General features: G+C 57.9%; 14 protein-coding genes. 10 read left to right on the top strand and 4 right to left on the bottom strand.

What is annotated here, in order from left to right; translation table 11 throughout:
- The first annotated feature begins 115 nt into the window (after window positions 1–115).
- From HWX89_RS19000 to HWX89_RS18990, 3 genes are all read left to right on the top strand, one after another.
- Window positions 116–712: a nitroreductase family protein gene (locus HWX89_RS19000; protein ID WP_138793799.1), complete on the top strand. Its 597-nt coding sequence runs from the start codon at window positions 116–118 to the stop codon at window positions 710–712.
- A complete protein-coding gene (locus HWX89_RS18995) occupies window positions 712–1,323 on the top strand; it encodes a flavin reductase family protein (RefSeq protein ID WP_138793923.1) in 612 nt (203 codons plus the stop codon). Before HWX89_RS19000 ends, HWX89_RS18995 begins: the two co-directional genes overlap by 1 nt.
- Window positions 1,324–1,440: 117 nt before the next feature.
- A complete protein-coding gene (locus tag HWX89_RS18990) occupies window positions 1,441–2,607 on the top strand; it encodes a DUF2336 domain-containing protein (protein ID WP_138793922.1) in 1,167 nt (388 codons plus the stop codon).
- 3 nt (window positions 2,608–2,610) lie between these two features.
- On the opposite strand, the gene HWX89_RS18985 is transcribed toward HWX89_RS18990, so the two are convergent.
- Both HWX89_RS18985 and HWX89_RS18980 read right to left on the bottom strand, forming a co-directional pair.
- Window positions 2,611–3,036, bottom strand: a complete 426-nt coding sequence (locus tag HWX89_RS18985; RefSeq protein WP_138793798.1) for a hypothetical protein — start codon at window positions 3,034–3,036, stop codon at window positions 2,611–2,613.
- 158 nt (window positions 3,037–3,194) lie between these two features.
- Window positions 3,195–4,421 carry an AI-2E family transporter gene (locus HWX89_RS18980; protein ID WP_353505706.1) on the bottom strand — a complete coding sequence of 409 codons (1,227 nt, stop codon included), beginning with the start codon at window positions 4,419–4,421 and terminating at the stop codon, window positions 3,195–3,197.
- Window positions 4,422–4,661: 240 nt separating this feature from the next.
- Here HWX89_RS18980 and HWX89_RS18975 point away from each other — a divergent pair, with 240 nt between their 5' ends.
- A complete protein-coding gene (locus tag HWX89_RS18975; RefSeq protein ID WP_138793797.1) occupies window positions 4,662–6,389 on the top strand; it encodes an ABC transporter ATP-binding protein in 1,728 nt (575 codons plus the stop codon).
- Window positions 6,390–6,448: 59 nt separating this feature from the next.
- On the opposite strand, the gene HWX89_RS18970 is transcribed toward HWX89_RS18975, so the two are convergent.
- On the bottom strand, window positions 6,449–7,069 hold the full coding sequence (locus HWX89_RS18970; protein WP_138793796.1) for a response regulator transcription factor: 621 nt from the start codon (window positions 7,067–7,069) through the stop codon (window positions 6,449–6,451).
- Window positions 7,059–8,987, bottom strand: coding sequence for a PAS domain-containing sensor histidine kinase (locus HWX89_RS18965; RefSeq protein ID WP_210271479.1), 1,929 nt, complete (start codon window positions 8,985–8,987; stop codon window positions 7,059–7,061). The genes HWX89_RS18970 and HWX89_RS18965 overlap by 11 nt, the downstream gene beginning before the upstream one ends.
- A 256-nt stretch (window positions 8,988–9,243) precedes the next feature.
- Between HWX89_RS18965 and HWX89_RS18960 the strand changes: the two genes are divergently transcribed.
- The 6 genes from HWX89_RS18960 to HWX89_RS18935 all read left to right on the top strand — a co-directional run bounded on the left by HWX89_RS18960 (window position 9,244) and on the right by HWX89_RS18935 (window position 15,351).
- Window positions 9,244–9,960 (top strand): alpha/beta hydrolase, encoded by a 717-nt coding sequence (locus HWX89_RS18960; protein WP_138793795.1) that lies wholly within the window; start codon window positions 9,244–9,246, stop codon window positions 9,958–9,960.
- A gap of 31 nt (window positions 9,961–9,991) precedes the next feature.
- Entirely contained in the window at window positions 9,992–10,879 is an 888-nt protein-coding gene (locus HWX89_RS18955) for an MBL fold metallo-hydrolase (protein WP_178340838.1), read from the top strand.
- Window positions 10,880–10,997: 118 nt separating this feature from the next.
- Complete coding sequence (locus HWX89_RS18950; protein ID WP_138793222.1) at window positions 10,998–11,621, top strand: pyridoxamine 5'-phosphate oxidase family protein; 624 nt, start codon at window positions 10,998–11,000, stop codon at window positions 11,619–11,621.
- Window positions 11,618–12,091 carry a nuclear transport factor 2 family protein gene (locus tag HWX89_RS18945; protein WP_138793221.1) on the top strand — a complete coding sequence of 158 codons (474 nt, stop codon included), beginning with the start codon at window positions 11,618–11,620 and terminating at the stop codon, window positions 12,089–12,091. Before HWX89_RS18950 ends, HWX89_RS18945 begins: the two co-directional genes overlap by 4 nt.
- Before the next feature lie 60 nt (window positions 12,092–12,151).
- Window positions 12,152–12,961 (top strand): GNAT family N-acetyltransferase, encoded by an 810-nt coding sequence (locus tag HWX89_RS18940; protein WP_138793220.1) that lies wholly within the window; start codon window positions 12,152–12,154, stop codon window positions 12,959–12,961.
- A 488-nt stretch (window positions 12,962–13,449) separates the two neighbouring features.
- Window positions 13,450–15,351: a diguanylate cyclase gene (locus HWX89_RS18935; protein ID WP_138793219.1), complete on the top strand. Its 1,902-nt coding sequence runs from the start codon at window positions 13,450–13,452 to the stop codon at window positions 15,349–15,351.
- Window positions 15,352–15,373 lie beyond the last annotated feature (22 nt).

Here is a 15,373-nt window from a genome sequence, read left to right as displayed (position 1 = left end):
CGATTGGCACTTGGCCGATTGACTTCCTGAGTTTCCGGGACCACTTCAAAACCAATGCCGTGGCTATTTCAAGGCCCATCTTTTCCCACGGCCCTAGAATGGAAGATTTTTGACTATGACGACTGACATCAAGCTTCTCGACTACCTCAAGGTCCGCCGCTCTACACCCGCTCTGCAACTGTCGGAGCCCGGCCCCGAAAAGGCTGAGATCGAAGATATTCTGCGCCTTGCCGTGCGCGTGCCCGATCATGGCAAACTGGCCCCCTGGCGCTTTATCGTCTATCGCGGCGCCGAGCGCGAGCGTCTCGGTGAAGCGGCGCTGAGGATTGCGCTTGAAAAGAACCCCGAGCTTGGCGAAGAGCAGCAGAATGTGGAGCGCAGCCGCTTTTTGCGTGCGCCCGTCGTGATTGCCATCGTCAGCACGGCGCAGCCGCATTTCAAGATTCCGGAATGGGAACAGGTCATGTCCGCCGGTGCCGTGTGCCTTAACCTTCTCATGTCCGCCAACGCGCATGGTTATGCCGCGAACTGGTTGACGGAATGGCTGGCGTTCGACGAAGCGCTTTGGCCGGAACTCGGCATCAAGAGCGGCGAGAAGGTCGCCGGCTTCATGTATATCGGCTCCACGACATTCCCGCCGGTCGAACGTCCCCGCCCGGAACTTGCCGATGTCGTTACCTGGGTTGGTGGTCCTGAAGACGGGAACGCATGATGTTCTACACCACCGATACCAATCAGCACGGCCTGCCACATGATCCGTTCAAGGCGATTGTGGCGCCACGGCCGATTGGCTGGATAGGTTCGAAAGGCCGTGACGGCCATCTCAACCTTTCGCCTTACTCCTTCTTCAACGCCATATCCGACCGACCGAAGCTGGTGATGTTTTCCTCAAGCGGTCGCAAGGACAGCTTGCGGAACGTTGAGGAAACGGGCGTTTTCACCGCCAATCTCGTCAGCCGCCACCTGGTCGACAAGATGAACGCATCGTCCGCGCCCGTTGCATACGACGTGGACGAGTTTCAGCTTGCGGGCCTGACGGCCGTGGACGGCCGTGTGGTGGATGCGCCCTATGTGGGGGAAGCCTTCGCCGTTCTCGAGTGCCGGGTGACGGAGATCATGCAGCTCAAGGATGTGGAGGGCGAACCTTCCGATTCCTGGATGGTGATCGGTCAGGTCATGGCGATCCACATCGATGAGGCTATCATTCGCGATGGCCGGATCGACATGGGTCTGGCGCGGCCTGTCGCCCGCATGGGATACATGGATTATTCCGACGGCGGCAGCGACGTTTTCCAGTTGGAGCGTCCCAAGGCGAAGGCCTGAGATACCAATCATGACCGATGCGTGTGTTATCGGTCATGGTTAAATTTTATGGTGAACCAAACGTAAACCTTTTCTGCCTAGAGTTTATCGACAGGGGCGGCGTTTGTGCTGCCCATTATGGTGGCGCACAGTTACGTCGAGGCTCGGGTGATCGTACAGGCATTTCTTCGCTGGTCTGAAAAAGCCGGTTCGAGCGAGCGGGCGAAAGCTGCCAAGATGCTTGGCCGGGCTTATCTGCAGTCGGAGATGGCACGCGAACAGCGCGACGCCGCCTATATGGCGATGACCTATCTCCTTGACGATCCGTCGCCGCGCGTCAGGCTGGCGCTGGCTGAAGCTTTGGCTGATGATGCCGATGCGCCGCGCGCCATTCTCGTTTCGCTGGCAGAAGACCAGCCGGAAATTGCCTGCACGGTCATTGCCCGCTCTCCGGTTCTGGGAGACGGCGATCTGGTGGATCTCGCCGGGCGAGGCGACAGCGTGACGCGCTCGTTCATCGCGGCGCGCCCGGAACTGTCGCGCGGTGTCTGTGCGGCTCTTGCCGAAATCGGCGATCTGCCTGAGACGATCATCCTTCTGGAAAATGCCGCGTCGCCCATCACGCCGTTTTCACTGCGCCGCATCGCCGAGCGCCATGGCGATAACGCCGACATACGCGACCTGCTGCTGCAACGGGACAATCTGTCTGCTGATGCCCGTCACCTGTTGATGGAGCGCGTCAGCGAGGCTCTGGCGGGCTCTGCGCTGATCCACAACTTCATTCCTCGCAGCCGCGTGGAAAACATTCTCCGCGAAGCGGCAGATTCCGGCACGATCCTCATTGCGGCCGCCGTTTCGCCACGCGAATTGCCCGATCTGGTCGAACATCTGCGTTTGAAAGAAGAGCTGACGCCGGCGCTGCTTGTGCACGCGATCTCCTCCGGAAAGCTTGAATTCTTTACCGCGGCCATGGTCAATCTCTCGGGGCTCGATGAGCGCAAGGTCCGCTCGATGCTGGCAACGGCGCGTCCCCATGCGCTGAAGGCACTGTTCCAGTCGGTCGGTCTGTTCGGCGATGTCGCCGCCGTCTTCATCAAGGCGACACTGTTGTGGCGCAGCGCCGCGCAGTCGCATCTGCCCGATGCGGTGATCTCCGTGTCCGGGGAGTTGCTGGCGCATTTCTGTGACGCCGACGGGTCCGAGACGTTCCTCGATCTGCTGCACGCCATTCGCAGGCTGGCCGTTGCCGAGCAGCGCCAGAAGGCCAGACACTACGCGCGCACCGTGACCGTGGAAGCGGCCTGAGATTTATTTCTCGAAGCGCTTGGCGATCCAGGAATAGCTGTTTTCGACCATACGCACCGGCGTTCCAAGAATATGTTTGACGCCTTCCGTCGAGGGAAGGATCTTGCTGACGCGGGTGATGGCCTTGCGTGTCAGGCTTTCTTCCTGCTGCTGTTCGCTAACTTCTGCGGCCGGTGGGGGGGCCTGGCTCGCATCCGGCTGGGCCGGTGCCTGGTTTCCCGCAGTCTGCGGAGCGGGTTCATCCGGTGTCTGGCACACGGCGACCACCACCGGGTAGGGGGCGTTGGCGTAGCTTTCCAGTTCCTTTTCAGAAACGGCATCGCACAATTCGATGCTGGTCCAGCGCTGCTGCGACGTGGCTATGTAATTGCACTGCGTCGCGCTGTCGTCGCAGCCGAGAATGGTCATGAGAACGAGGGCTGTTTTCATGGTCTATCCGATGTCTCACCGATGATTCCGTTGTCAGACTCATCCATGCTGATTGTAGTGAGATTACGGCCTGAATGAAAACGAACGTAAACAGACGTTGCAATGCCGCTCGAAAAGCGGCGGCGGACGCTGTTTTCGCATCCGCCGGTCGTCGATTGTCAGGATGCGGCCTTTCGCAGCGGCGAGGATTCCTTTTCGGTCGCGGCGGGGCACGTGTCGTCTTCCGTTTCGACCGGGACAGAAAGGGCATCGCCTGCCGGGGCTGCGGAGAGTTCGACTTCACGCACCCATTCGCGCCAGATGGCGACAAGGAGGGCCATCAGCACCGGGCCGATGAACAGGCCAAGGAAACCCATGGTCTTCACGCCGCCGACGAGGCCGAAGAAGGTCGGCAGGAAAGGCAGCTTGATGGGACCGCCGACGAGTTTCGGACGGATCGTCTTGTCGACGATGAAGAGCTCGACCGAACCCCAGACGAACAGGGCAAGACCGTGAGCGGGCGAGCCGCTGGCGACGAGATAGATCGAAACGAGCGTGAAGGAGAGCGGTGCGCCGCCCGGAATAAGCGCCATGACGCCAGTGAGAACACCGAGTGTCACCGGCGAGGGTACGCCTGCAATCCAGTAGGCGATACCGAGAATGATGCCTTCACCGATAGCGATCAGCGTCATGCCTGTGACGGTGGAGCTGATGGTGGCGGGCACGACGCGGGAAATGCGCTCCCAGCGCGTTGGCAGGATGCGCTCGCCAACGAGATCGACCTGACGGGAAAAGCCTGCGCCGTTTCGGTAGACGAAAAACAGCGCAATCAGCATGAACAGCAAAGTCAGCATCAGATGGAATGCGCCGTTGCCGGCTGCGAGAATGGCGCGATAGATGTTGCCGATATTGGCGCCGCTGACGAGCTGAATGACTTCACCGATGGCACCAGGCGTGCCGACATATCTGACCCATTGTTCGCCGAACCAGGGGCCGACGGCGGGCAGGGCGGCAATCCAGTCCGGAACCGGTGCGCCTGTCTTGTTGACCTCGACGGCCCAGCCGAACCATTCGCGGATTTCACTTGCCGTATAGGAGGCGGCGATGAAAATCGGAACGACGAGGAAGGCGATGATGAGAACGATGGCGACGGTGGCGCCAAGAGTGGTGTTGCCCCCCACATGCCTCAGAAGCCGTGTGTAGACCGGCCAGCTCGCAAAGCCGATGACGAGGGCGGCTAAAACCGGAACGAGAAAACCGTGAAAGAAATAGATCCCGGCCAGAACGATCAGGACAAGCAGCCAGCGTGCCGCCGAAATCGGCGGTATCATCGCGATCCGCGTTGGGCTGGCGGGGCCAAGCCATCTCGGTTCGCCACTCGGCTTACGACTCTCAATGTTACTCACGGCAGGCTTCTTTCTCGCATTCTCCCCCACCAGGCTCCCGTGGGGCGCGTTCACTCTGTCACACGGATACATATAAGTGCAATATGACCCGTTCACATTACCGTTGTGTGTTTATCGCCTAGTCTATTGAACGATTTTGGTAAAAATAGAACATCGGCCTTGGCGGGCGCGCAGAAATATGACAATTGAACTCCGTTTTTATCGCGGTTCGCCTGCCGCCATGTATCCCCAGGTTGTCCCATGCTACGCCGTTTCTTTGCTTATTATCGCCCTTACAGGGGTCTGTTCATCCTCGATTTCTCGTGCGCGGTTCTGTCCGGCGTACTCGAACTCGGCTTTCCGATGGCCGTGAAAGCGTTCGTCGACGTGCTTTTGCCGGGCGGCGAATGGGGGATCATCATTGCGGCATCGATCGGCCTGCTGATGATCTACGTGCTGAACACCGGCCTGATGGCGACGGTCACCTACTGGGGACACATGCTCGGCATCAATATCGAAACCGATATGCGCCGGCTTGCCTTCGATCATCTGCAAAAACTGTCCTTCCGTTACTTCGATAACCAGAAGACCGGCCATCTCGTCGGGCGCCTGACGAAAGATCTGGAAGAAATCGGCGAGGTGGCGCATCACGGTCCGGAAGACCTGTTCATCGCCATCATGACCTTTATCGGCGCGTTCCTGCTGATGCTGTCGGTCAATGTGCCGCTGGCGCTGATCACGGCTGCCGTGGTGCCTGTAACGGCCTGGGTGACCAGCCGTTACGGTGGTCGCATGACCAACAACTTCCGTCAGCTTTACGGCCGGATCGGTGCCTTCAACGCCCGTATCGAGGAAAATGTCGGCGGTATGCGTGTGGTTCAGGCCTTTGCCAACGAAGATCACGAGCGCGCGCTGTTCGAGAAGGACAACCAGAAATACCGCCAGACGAAGCTCAATGCTTACAAGATCATGGCAGCCAGCACCTCGCTCAGCTACATGAGCATGCGTCTGACGCAGATGATCGTGATGATCTGCGGCGCCTATTTCGTGCTGAACGGCAGCCTGACGGAAGGCGGTTTTGTCGGCTTCCTGCTTCTGGTCGGCGTGTTCTTCCGCCCGGTCGAAAAGATCAATTCGGTCATTGAAACCTATCCCAAGGGTATTGCCGGTTTCCGCCGCTTTACCGAGCTGATGGATACGGCCCCTGATATCGTCGATGCACCCGGTGCGGTCGAAGCTCCGGCATTCCGCGGCGCGATCGAATATCGTGGCGTTGATTTCGCCTATGCTGAAGGCAAGCAGGTTCTGCGCAATATCGACCTGAAGATCAGGGCCGGCGAAACGGTTGCCTTTGTCGGTCCGTCCGGCGCCGGCAAGACCACGCTCTGCTCGCTGCTGCCACGCTTTTACGATGTTACCGGCGGCGCGATCACCATCGATGGCATCGACATTCGCGAGATGAAGCTTGCTTCGCTGCGCGCCCAGATCGGTATCGTGCAGCAGGATGTTTTCCTGTTCGGCGGCTCGATCCGCGAGAACATCGAATATGGCCGCCTCGGTGCGTCTGATGCCGATATCATGGATGCGGCGCGTCGTGCGCGGCTTGATGGTGTGATCGAGGCGATGCCGAACGGTCTCGACACCATCATCGGCGAACGTGGCGTCAAGCTGTCAGGCGGTCAGAAGCAGCGTCTTGCCATTGCCCGCATGTTCCTGAAAAATCCGCCGATCCTCATCCTCGATGAGGCGACCTCGGCGCTTGATACCGAAACGGAACGGGCAATCCAGCAGTCGCTGACGGAACTGGCCAAGGGCCGCACGACGCTCGTCATCGCCCACCGTCTGGCAACGATCCGCGATGCCTCGCGCATTGTGGTGGTGGATCAGACCGGCATTGCCGAGACCGGCGACCACGCAGAACTCCTGGCCGCGAAAGGCCATTACAGCCGTCTGCACGACGCCCAGTTCGGCGCACATCTTCCGGCCTGACAGAACTTTTTTGACCTGACAAGACTTCGGCGTTTTTCGCCGAGCTCATCTGATCTGAATTACAGAAGGACGTCGGAGATCTTGACCAGATGAGCGACCGACGTTGCCTTCATCTTCCGCATCATGTGGCCCCTGTGAAGCTTTACCGTCGGCTCTGCAAGCTGTAGCTCTGCTGCAATCTGCTTGTTCAGTTTACCCGCAATAACCAGTTTCATGATCTGTCGTTCACGGTCGGTCAGGGTGAGGTATCTCGCTTGACTGCTGGCTCTCGCGGTTCTTTCCTCTCGGCGAGCGGCGTCATTGGCGATCGCACGGTTGACGGCTTCCAGCAGATCCTGCTCACGGACCGGCTTGCTGAGAACGTCGATCGCCCCCGCCTTCATTGCCCGAACCGCCATGGGCACATCGACATGAGCGCTAATCAATACGACGGAACGAGGAAAATCGCTTTTCGCCAACGCCTCCTGAAACTCCAGTCCGCCTTGGCCGGGAAGGCGGATGTCGAGGACGATACATCCTGCCTTTTCGGGATCGTCTGCAGCCAGGAACTCCTTGACGGAACCGTGGGTCTCGGCGCTAAGCCCAACGGACTCAAACAGTCCCTTTAGTGCTTCACGGACACCATGATCGTCGTCGATGACGACGACGGTGGGCTGCCTGTTCTTCCTTTCATCGATCAACGGTTATTTCCTTAAAGCTAGAGAGCGTGAAGGTGAATGAGCTTCCACCAGCATCACTCGTCGCCCAAATGCGCCCTCCATGAGCTTCGACAATGGAGCGGCAGATGGGCAGGCCCATCCCTATCCCGTCAGACTTCGTGGTATAGAAGGGCTCGAATACCTGGTCGAGCTGTTCAGGTGGTATTCCTCGTCCCGAATCCGAAACGCTGACCTCGACTTTGCCCTCTGGATACTCGGTGCATCTGATCGTCATCACTGCTTCATGGTCACGAGGCGTCGCTTCAGCGCTGTTCATTATCAGATTGAGCAGGACCTGCTGAAGCTGTGTACGGTCACCGAGAACTTCGACGGGCTCAGGGGGCAATTCTGCTATGACCTCCAGACCGCGCGAGCGTAGTTCTCCATGAAGCAGATCCAGAACATCTTTAAGCGAATGACTGAAATCCGTCCGTTGCATGCGAGTAGGCGTTTTCTGCGCCATGGAGCGAATGCTCGTGACGATTTCGCCGGCGCGGTGGCCATCATGAACGATCCGCCCGGCGGCCAAACGCGCCTGCTCGACGTCCGTATGTCCCTCCTGCAACCACCGCAGACAGGTCCCAGCATTGGTCACGATCGCCATAAGGGGTTGATTGATCTCATGGGCAATGGAGACTGCAAGCTCGCCTATCGTCGTCATTCGGGTGACTTGGGCGAGTTGGGCCTGGCTCTGGCGCAGTGATTCTTCGGCGCGCTTGCGGTCTTCGATATCGACCACAATTCCGTACCACCGCACGACATTTCCCTCCGGGTCGAGGAGTGGGCTCTGCTGAAGATTGAACCACCTGTATTCGCCATCGAACCGTCTGATCCGCGCATCGACCGGATTTGGCTGTTTGGTCGCAACGATTTCCTCCCAACTCTCACGCATCCGTTCAACGTCCTCGGGATGGAACATGCGATAGAAGCCGAATCCGACAATCTCTTCGATCGGGAGCCCCACGTAGTTGGTGAGATGCTGGTTCCAGTATTCGAGCTGCCCGTCGGGGGTGCATGACCAGGCCATGGCAGGGATCGTGTTGATGATGAGTTTCAGCTTGTGTTCGCTCTCCCTCAGCGCCGCTTCACTCTCTCTGAGAGCGAACTCGGCTCGCTGGAGGTTTTCGATATCGATGTTGACGCCAAACCAGCGTACGACGCCATTGGCATCCGTCAGCTTGCGACCGGAAAAATAGAACCATCGATACTGCCCATCCGCACCACGAATGCGGCCTCTCAGCCGAGTATAATCTGAATGCTCGAGGTCTCTCTTCCATATCTCGACCATTTCAGGGATATCGTCCGGATGGTAGAGGTCGAGAAAACCCCATTCGAGAATCTGGTCGGCCGGCAATCCGGCGTAATCGAGCCAGCTCTGGTTCACGAAATCGGCGCTTCCATCCGGGCGTGCTGACCATACCAGCACAGGAAGCGAATTGATGATGAGCCTGAGGTTCTCTTCACTTGCCACAAGTGCCGATTTTGCCTCTTTGAGCGCGTCTTCAGCGCTTTTGCGATCTTCGATATCAAGAACAACGCCGTACCATTTGACGACATTGCCGTCAGGATCGAGCCGGGGCTTTTGCCGAAGGCTGCACCAGCGATAAACGCCATCGGCGCGCCGAATTCGGCCTTCGACTTCTCGTCCCGCCTTGGAAGCCATGATGCTTCGCCATTCCGATCCTAAATGATCGACGTCATCTGGATGAAAAATCCGGTAGAAATTTTCGCCTGCAATTTCGGCAAGTGGCATGCCGATGTATTCCAGAAAATGCTGATTGGCGAAGTCGAGCATTCCATCGGACGTTGTCGCCCATGCCATTGCCGGAATGAAGTCAATGATCGCGTCGAAGTCCTGATTCTCCAAGTCTATTCCCTTCAGCGCATGGCGTCCCAGCATGGAACTCAAATCTACGCCCTTTCGCGCCTCCGCGTTAGGCATGATTCATAGACGATGGTCTATTTTCGCAGTGCCTTCGTCTAGTTGCATGCGACCTAGATCGCAATTGTGAGGCGACCTGAACCGACCTACACATTGACCCGCAATAACGTCTGAGCGTCAGCGCATGAATATGCGCGCCAACGCCGCCTTCGACACTGATCAAGCAATTTTCGGAATGACGAGCCCTTTTGACACAACCGGGTAGGTTAAGCTCATGACCCTTACCGTTGGAGATACCAGCGACAAATCTATCACAGTCGTTCTCGTGCACGGAGCATTTGTCGATGCGTCCGGATGGCGCCAGGTTTTTGAGATCCTTTCGCGTGAGGGCTACGAAGTTCTTGTCGTTCAGAACTCTGCTGTCAGTTTGAGCGCTGATGTCGAGCGCACGCGGCAGGTGATCGCTGATGCGTCCAATCCGGTTGTTCTCGTTGGTCATTCCTATGGTGGAGCCGTGATCACTGAAGCCGGAACCGATGAAAAGGTAGTGTGCCTGGTTTATCTGGCTGCCTTCGTGCCGGAGATCGGGGAGTCGGTATTCGATCTGGCTTCGCAGGCGGCTCATGGGGCGGAGAAAGCTCCTCTTTTGCCGCCGGCTAATGGATTTATCCGAGTGGATAGCGCGAAGTTTCCTGCCGCCTTTGCCGCGGATGTTGAGCCCGCTCTGACGCATTTTATGGCCGTCGCCCAGCGACCTTGGGGGCTGGAGGCGGTGCAGGGAAAAATCAGTGCAACGGCTTGGAAAAACAAGCCTTCCTATTACCTGCTCGCCACCGACGATCGAATGATCCCCCCTGAAGCGCAGGAGAAGATGGCCGTGCGGGCAGGTGCGAAAATAGTGGAAGTGCGCAGCAGTCATGCGGTGATGCTGTCGCAGCCTGAAAAGGTCGCAGCCCTAATAACAACCGCGGCTGAAAACCAAGCAACTTAGAACATCATCGTCTGAAACGGAGCAAGACGCCATGCCTCAACTTTCACGCCGTGCCTTCGCCAGCGCTCTTCCTCTTGGCCTTCTAGGCGGAGGGCTGATCGGCAGTGCATTGCCAGGCCTCGTTGCAGCGCAGGAACCTGCCAAGGCGCTGGCCAGCGTCACGCCGCTGGCGCAGATCCGCATCGGTCGCTTTACGGTGACAGCGCTGACGGACGGTTATGCCGACATGCCCTACAACTTCTTTCCCGGCCGCAGCCCGGCCGATGTGGAGCAGGCAGCCGTCGCCCAGTCTACCGCCCGGCCAAGCGGCGTGCGGTTCCTGTTCAACCAGTATCTGATCGATGATGGACAACGCCGCATCCTGATCGATGCCGGTGCGGCAGGTTCGATCGGCGAGACCGGCAAGTTGCCGCAGGCGCTTGCCACGCTCGGCCTGAAGCTGGACCAGATCGACGCCGTGATCGTCACGCATATGCACCAGGACCACATGGGCGGTCTGATTGCCGGCGGCAAAAACAACTATCCGAAGGCAGAGCTTTATATCGATCGCCGCGACGTCAAGCACTGGACCGACCCCGCCAAGCGCGCCGGTGCACCGGATTACCTGCAGACCAGCTTCCAGATGGCGGATGAGGTGGTGCGCCTTTACCCCAGGCTGCAGGCGATTGACGGCGAACGTGAAATCGTCCCCGGCGTGTCGATCGTCGACCTGACGGGCCATGCTGCCACGGATGTGTTCTTCCTGTTCGAGCAGGATCGTGACGCTGCCAGGGCGATGCGCGACCGGTTTTTCCCGCGTGCTGCCGCAGAAGGCGCACTGATTGCCGCCACGCACATGCCGTTCCCGGGGCTCGGCCGCATCGTTTCCGACCGTGGGCAGACCCGCTGGGAAGTGGCAGACTGGGCCTTGCAGGATTAAGGTGAGCGCGCGGTTTGCGGGGTGAAATTTGTCGGCAACTGGTTTCGGCAGATAGAGGCAGGCCCGGGCTTGCGACGTCAGACGACAATACAGGCTCGACCGAGCAGGGAGATCAGATATGCCATATCATTTCCTTGAGGTTGCCGTGACGCCGAGTGTCAGAGCGGCTCAGGCGGACATGGGCGTGGACCAGATCTGGTTGGGCGCCCACAACCGCCCGTCGGACGCGTTCACAGACGACGAGATCGCCTTCATTGCCTCACTTGACAGCTTTTACATGGCGTCGGTCTCCGAAACGGGTTGGCCATATGTTCAGCATCGTGGAGGAAAAATCGGCTTCCTCAAGGTGATCGACCGGCAGACAATGGCCTTCGCTGACTATCGGGGTAATCGTCAATACATCAGTGCCGGCAACCTTGCCGTCAACGATCGTGCCTGCCTGTTCCTGATGGATTATGTGCGGCGAGCCCGGCTCAAAATCTATGTGCATGTAGAGCGGCTGGCGCTTGATGCCGATCCGGAACTCACGGAATTGGTGTCCGACCAAACCTATAAGGGGAGGCCGGAACGGGTGTTCAAGCTGCGGCTCGAGGCTTTTGACTGGAATTGCCCGCAGCATATAACGCCGCGCTACACGGAACAGCAGGTTGAGCAGGCAGTCGCTCCGCTTCGTGAGCGGCTGCAGCGATTGGAAATCGAGAACGCGAACTTACGTGCACGGTTGGAGAACCCAGAGAGATGATCGACGCTGAACGACCGCCTTTTCCCCCTTTTACGTTTGAAAGCGCAGTTGAAAAGGTCAGGCTGGCTGAAGATGGCTGGAACAGTCGCGATCCTGCAAGGGTTGCCTTGGCTTACACCAGGGACAGCCAGTGGCGGAACCGTGCCGAGTTTGTCACGGGGAGGGATGCAATCGTCGCATTTCTTTCTGCAAAATGGCGGCGTGAGCTCGATTACCGGTTGATCAAGGAACTCTGGGCGTTTGGCGGCAACCGAATAGCTGTCAGATTTGCTTACGAATGGCATGACGACAGTGGGAACTGGTTCCGGTCGTTCGGAAACGAGAACTGGGAATTCGACGATAGTGGCCTGATGCGAAAGCGGCATGCCTGCATCAACGACCTGCCCATCAAGGCCGAAGACCGGCGTTTCCTGTGGCCGCTCGGCCGCAGGCCGAATGACCACCCCGGTCTCAGCGAATTCGGTTTTTAGTCGACAATCGTCCGTCTTTCTTCATTAGGCTTTCACGGGGCGGCGGCTCAGGAGCCAATCTTGAATCCTCAGTTTTCAGAACGCTCATTCCCAACGAAAGAAGACGCCATTGAGGCTGAGGCTTTCCTCAGTCTGCACAGGATCTCAGCTAGGGATCTGCGGCCCGAAGAGCATTTCGACTGCATTGCCATCAGCGGAGGGTGCGCGATCTCCCTGCCAGGCGCGCCGGCGATCGGCCTAAATCGGGTGCTGGGACTAGGCGCTGTCGAGGATCTCGATCAAGCATATGGCTGGATGCGACGAAGGGCAGGCAACCGGTTCCTCCAACTGAATATGGATACTGCCTCGGATGAGGTGAAAAACTGGATACAGGGCAGGGATCTGCATGAACACGGTCCCGGCTGGGCAAAGCTTACATTCACCGCTGCCCAGCGCTTTCGCGCACCAAGTCCTGTCCGTACCCGAAGGGTGCACGTTCGCGAGGCGTCGCAGTTCGGATCGATGATGTGCAGTGGCTTCAATTTCCCGCCATCCTTGATCCCTCTTTGGTCAGCCATTGTCGGCAAAGAGGGGTGGGGGTGTTTTTTTGCTCTCGATGGGGAAACGCCAATCGGCACTGGCGCCATTTTCACGTTTGGGAACTATGCGTGGTTGGGTGGTGGTACCACACATCCGGAGTTCCGGAACCGCGGCGTTCAAAAGGCGCTTATCCAGGCTCGCACTGATTACGGCATAGCAGAAGGCATTTCGACATTTGTCGTAGAAACAGAAGTGCCCACAGCTGGCAAACCCAATATTTCCTACGAGAACCTGAGGAAAATGGGGTTTGAGCACGCGTACGACCGTAAAAACTTCAAGTTCCAGCAATGATGTTATGGCGGGGCGTCTGTGGAGATCGCCTATGAAATCTACAGCATTATTGGCGATGGACGGTCCGCTTCCATGACAGCGCAAGCGGCCCCAAGAGGCAAGCGTTTTGACTGCGCTCGGGATTGCCTTAGCAATGGAATGCCTAATGATTCCAAATCGCTATCGACCGACGTGCGTCTTTGCGACGTCAATTTGGCTTCGTCTCACGTCACTGCTTTCATAACTCAGTAGCATACGTTATCCACGATAACTCATAGCTGTCATCGGCCGCGATACCCGCTAGAAAGTCTGTTCTAAGAAATTGTGAGTTCCTTACGTATGGTTAGCCTCGGACGACCTGGGTAAGCGATTACGAAACTTCCAGTGTTTACAGTTACCTATAGGCGCATCCTCTGGATCATCAGTTATAGTGATCAAGCTGGCCATGAGCTTGCAAACCATGTCGTCATGCCATCTTGGCATTACGGAGCGAAAATGATGGACTATCGATGAGCCTCTGGCATCAACTCCTTCCGAATCTCGCTGTCGTCGCAATCACCACGTCAATCTGGACACTCGGCCATCGGCACGTCGAACAGCTCAGATGGGCCGCACGGACCACCATCTTCAGCGTCGTGATGGCGGGTGGCGTTCTTGCTACCATGGCACTCCCGTTTGAATGGCTGCCTGGGGTGTTGCTCGATGCGCGGTACACTCTGTTGGCGATATCCGCGTATTTCGGGGGTCCCTTTGCAGCCGTGTTGCCATTCGCAACGGCGGTTATCCGGCGACTGTCGACAGGTGGCACAGGCGTTTACACCGCTATTCCGCAGATCGTCGCTGCCTCCGCAGGTGGTGTCGTCCTGCATTACATGTTCAGAAATCACCTTGCGTCCACTCGCGCGACAGCCATCCTTGCTGTTTGGGCCGGGGTAAGTGCGACGGCGGGTTTTTACGTTGTGTACCCGGTCGCCAACTGGCCTTCGCTTACACTCGACGCAACCGGGCCGCTGGCGATCATCGTCGCAGGCGCGACCCTTCTGTCGGGGCTCGCCATTGTGCAGGAACATCGCAGGCACGCGGCCACGGTCGAAAACCGTCGCTATCGGCAAGTGATCGAGGCGCTTCCGGATTGCTTGAACGCAAAGGATGAACACGGGCAGTTCCTTCTGGCAAACCCCGCAACGGCGAAGATGATGGGGACCGGGGTCAATGAACTGATCGGTAAAACCGATGCCGACTACTATCCATCCGAAACTGCGAATATGTTTCGCGAACCGGAAGAACTTGTGCTCAGCTCCGGTCGTCCGGTCACCGTGGAACAACAGTTCATAGGGCTTAACGGGTCGGAGACGTGGCTTTCGACACTCAAGGCGCCGCTTCTCGACGTGAGCGGGAATATCATTGGCATCGTTACGCACAATCGTGAGATCACGGATCGGAAACGGCTCGAACAGAGGCTTGCACGCACGCAAACGACCCTGATCGACGCTATTGAAAGCATGGCGGACGGTTTGGCGATGTTTGACGGGAGCGGAATTCTTGTCCTCCACAATCGTCGATATCACGAGCTTTTTCCTTTGACTGCGGATGTTCGGGTGCCTGGCAAGTGTCTCAGGGAAATCATTCAGGCATCACTTGAGCGCGGCGAAGAGCCTGAGGCTGTCGGAAACATTTCTGATCTTGTCGAACGTACTGCCGACGTACTGATGCGCAATGGCGACCGCATCGTGAAACTCGCTGACGGTCGATGGATAGAGGCGAATTCACGCACTACGGAGGGCGGTGGCGTGATGATCGTGTATTCGGACGTCACGGCAAACCGCGACCGTGAGAACCGCCTGAGGGATCTGAATGAAAGACTGACCGCACTGGCGAGCACCGACAGTTTGACAGGGCTGGTCAACCGCCGCGCCTTCGATGACGCCATGCGCTCGGCAGTGTCGCACGCGGTGGCCAAGGTTGTGCCTCTTTCCGTGCTGATGATCGACGTTGATCATTTCAAAGCTTACAACGATGGCTACGGACACGTTGCCGGTGATGAGTGCCTCCAACAAGTCGCTGCGGCGTTGTCCCGTGTTTTCTTGCCGTTCGAAGGTGCGGTGACTGCCAGATACGGCGGTGAGGAGTTTGCCGTTATATTGCCACGTGCTCTCCCGCAGGAAGCGATAGCGATGGGCGCAATGGCCGTGGCCGCCGTTCGGGCTCAGGCAATCGAACACCATTTCAGTGAGAAGGGCGTCGTTACCATCAGCATCGGCATTGCGACGGATCGCGGCTCATCGGAAAAACCAGCCGAACTGCTAAAGTGCGCCGACGCAGCACTTTATGCCGCCAAGGCCGCCGGCAGGGACTGCGCGAGGACTGAAGAAAAGCTATCTCCCATTCTCATAGCCAATGGTGCTATCTGACGACGCTGCGAAAAGCTTTCTG

Source organism: Rhizobium sp. RM (assembly GCF_013390595.1).
Taxonomy (GTDB): Bacteria; Pseudomonadota; Alphaproteobacteria; order Rhizobiales; family Rhizobiaceae; genus Agrobacterium.
This window is presented reverse-complemented; position numbering and strand designations above follow the sequence as displayed.

Bases quoted from the DNA above. Each gene is read 5' to 3' on its own strand.
- HWX89_RS19000 (WP_138793799.1), top strand. From the start codon at position 116: ATGACGACTGACATCAAGCTTCTCGACTACCTCAAGGTCCGCCGCTCT.
- HWX89_RS18995 (WP_138793923.1), top strand. From the start codon at position 712: ATGTTCTACACCACCGATACCAATCAGCACGGCCTGCCACATGATCCG.
- HWX89_RS18990 (WP_138793922.1), top strand. From the start codon at position 1,441: ATGGTGGCGCACAGTTACGTCGAGGCTCGGGTGATCGTACAGGCATTT.
- HWX89_RS18985 (WP_138793798.1), bottom strand. From the start codon at position 3,036: ATGAAAACAGCCCTCGTTCTCATGACCATTCTCGGCTGCGACGACAGC.
- HWX89_RS18975 (WP_138793797.1), top strand. From the start codon at position 4,662: ATGCTACGCCGTTTCTTTGCTTATTATCGCCCTTACAGGGGTCTGTTC.
- HWX89_RS18965 (WP_210271479.1), bottom strand. From the start codon at position 8,987: ATGCTGGGACGCCATGCGCTGAAGGGAATAGACTTGGAGAATCAGGAC.
- HWX89_RS18960 (WP_138793795.1), top strand. From the start codon at position 9,244: ATGACCCTTACCGTTGGAGATACCAGCGACAAATCTATCACAGTCGTT.
- HWX89_RS18955 (WP_178340838.1), top strand. From the start codon at position 9,992: ATGCCTCAACTTTCACGCCGTGCCTTCGCCAGCGCTCTTCCTCTTGGC.
- HWX89_RS18950 (WP_138793222.1), top strand. From the start codon at position 10,998: ATGCCATATCATTTCCTTGAGGTTGCCGTGACGCCGAGTGTCAGAGCG.
- HWX89_RS18945 (WP_138793221.1), top strand. From the start codon at position 11,618: ATGATCGACGCTGAACGACCGCCTTTTCCCCCTTTTACGTTTGAAAGC.
- HWX89_RS18935 (WP_138793219.1), top strand. From the start codon at position 13,450: ATGAGCCTCTGGCATCAACTCCTTCCGAATCTCGCTGTCGTCGCAATC.